At 69.6% G+C, this 1,739-nt stretch carries 5 protein-coding genes; all 5 read right to left on the minus strand.

Annotated elements, in window-relative coordinates:
- Positions 1 to 101: 101 nt before the first annotated feature.
- Positions 102 to 977 carry an ArdC family protein gene (locus CUJ86_RS11670; protein ID WP_130647750.1) on the minus strand — a complete coding sequence of 292 codons (876 nt, stop codon included), beginning with the start codon at positions 975 to 977 and terminating at the stop codon, positions 102 to 104.
- On the minus strand, positions 977 to 1,198 hold the full coding sequence (locus CUJ86_RS11675) for a hypothetical protein (protein WP_130647751.1): 222 nt from the start codon (positions 1,196 to 1,198) through the stop codon (positions 977 to 979). Before CUJ86_RS11675 ends, CUJ86_RS11670 begins: the two co-directional genes overlap by 1 nt.
- Positions 1,199 to 1,218: 20 nt before the next feature.
- A complete protein-coding gene (locus tag CUJ86_RS11680) occupies positions 1,219 to 1,401 on the minus strand; it encodes a hypothetical protein (protein ID WP_130647752.1) in 183 nt (60 codons plus the stop codon).
- On the minus strand, positions 1,401 to 1,541 hold the full coding sequence (locus CUJ86_RS11920) for a hypothetical protein (protein WP_165394910.1): 141 nt from the start codon (positions 1,539 to 1,541) through the stop codon (positions 1,401 to 1,403). Before CUJ86_RS11920 ends, CUJ86_RS11680 begins: the two co-directional genes overlap by 1 nt.
- Positions 1,542 to 1,739, minus strand: a 198-nt coding sequence (locus CUJ86_RS11925; protein ID WP_165394911.1) for a hypothetical protein, incomplete at its 5' end; no start/stop codon positions are given.

Below are 1,739 nucleotides of genomic sequence, written 5' to 3' on the forward strand. Positions count from 1 at the left end.
TCGGGATCGACCCCTCTCCCCCGCTCCCTATCGGTCGCTCCTCCTCCCCCCTCGGGGGGGAGGCAGTCGTTGCGATAGGGCGGGGCCCGGAAGGTCCCCGGTCATGGTGAGCACGAGCAGCAGAGCGTCGGAGAAGAGGAGGAGGCCGGGGCCGGCCCCCCGGCCAGGAAATCCGCCGCCCGCTGTGCATCCGTCGCCGCCCGGACCACATCGGCCGCCGTCCCCTCCCGGATATGCCGGAGCCACCCGGCGATATAGGCCGCCTGGTTCTCCTGGAGCGGCGGCGTATCGGTCCCGCAGATCGCACACAGAAACGCCGCCCCCATCTCGGCCGTCAACTCCTCACGGGAATAGCGCTCACTCCCGAACCGGACCGCTCCGGTGACGCCCTCCCGGTCCAGCCGGTGCGCCGCCCCGCTCCAGTGGGTGAGTTCGTGGAAGAGGGCGGCATAGTAGTCCTCCGGGGAGGTGAAACGCTCCGCCGGGGGCATGGTGATCACGTCCCGCCCCGGGGCATAGGCCGGCTCCCCGGGGAGGATGCGGGGGGTGTTGCGGGCGACGATCTCATCGCAGGTGGCGATCGGCCGCACCTCCCGCCCCTCGGGCACCTCGATCCCCTCGCACTGCCCGATATGAAAGACCTTGTAGCAGCGCACCAGGGGGCGCTCCCGCTCTGCCCGGACGATCACCTCATCGCCCTGCTCGTTCACCTCCCGGCGGGACTCCTCCATCGACCAGAAGACCACCATCCCGGCCGCTTTTTCTCCTCTCCGGACATAGCCGCCCATCTGCCGCACCTGGTTGTAGGTCCCCCACCAGGGCGACCCGGCCAGCAGGACCCGGTTGATCCCCCGGTAGGGCCGGCCGGTAAGGATGTTGGCAGGGGTCATCCCCTGCCAGGTCTGCCGCCAGGGCACCGTGCCCCCCTCCAGGGCGGCAAGGATCCGCTGGCGCACCTGCTCATAGACCGAGGGCATCATGGCACCTCGATGATCGGGTTGGTCCACTCGCGGCGGGCGTGGGCGATGACCGCCTCCGCCCCGAAGACCGCCACCATCTGGAGATAGTAGCGCCGGATGCGTTCGGCCCGTGCCCGGCAGGTGCGGGCCTCGGCGAGGAGGGCGCCCGCCTCCTCTTCCAGCCCCTCGGCCCGGCGCTCCATGGCGGCGATGCGGTCCCGCTCCTCGGGGGGAATCACAGCGCAAAGGGTGGGGTGCATCACCACCACATCCACTTCACCAGCCCGTGCTCCGGGCAGTGGTAGTAGTCCGCACCCTCCACCCGATCGGTGGAACCGTAGTCGAGGCGCACCCCGCAGACCGGGCATAGGGGCACCCGCCCGGCCCGGCTCAACTGCTCTCTGGTGCGGCAGCCGGCGTTGTAGTCGATCTGCTGCTGCATCAGGCATCCCTCCGGGGGAGGAGTGCATACGCCGGCCCGCCCTCGTAGGGCGAGGGGGCGAGAGCGAAAGGGTGATGAGCGGGGGGGTCATACGCTCCCTGCTCCTTGTGGGCCGTGGTGGCGTTTCTGCGTCCAAACATTCACGCCACCTCGAAGACTGCCGCTTTTCCGCCATTTCTGACCACCCGCAGGAGGTCGGCCCATGCCGCCGTGAACAGCCGCCCGTTCAGGTGCATGTTCACCGCCCGCCCGCTGCGTGATCGTCCGACCGTGCCGATGGTGCGCCCGTCCCGCATGGACTGGAGCGCATGCTCATCAAAAAAGAACCCGCCGAGACC

This window comes from Methanofollis fontis (genome assembly GCF_004297185.1).
Classification (GTDB): Archaea; Halobacteriota; Methanomicrobia; order Methanomicrobiales; family Methanofollaceae; genus Methanofollis; species Methanofollis fontis.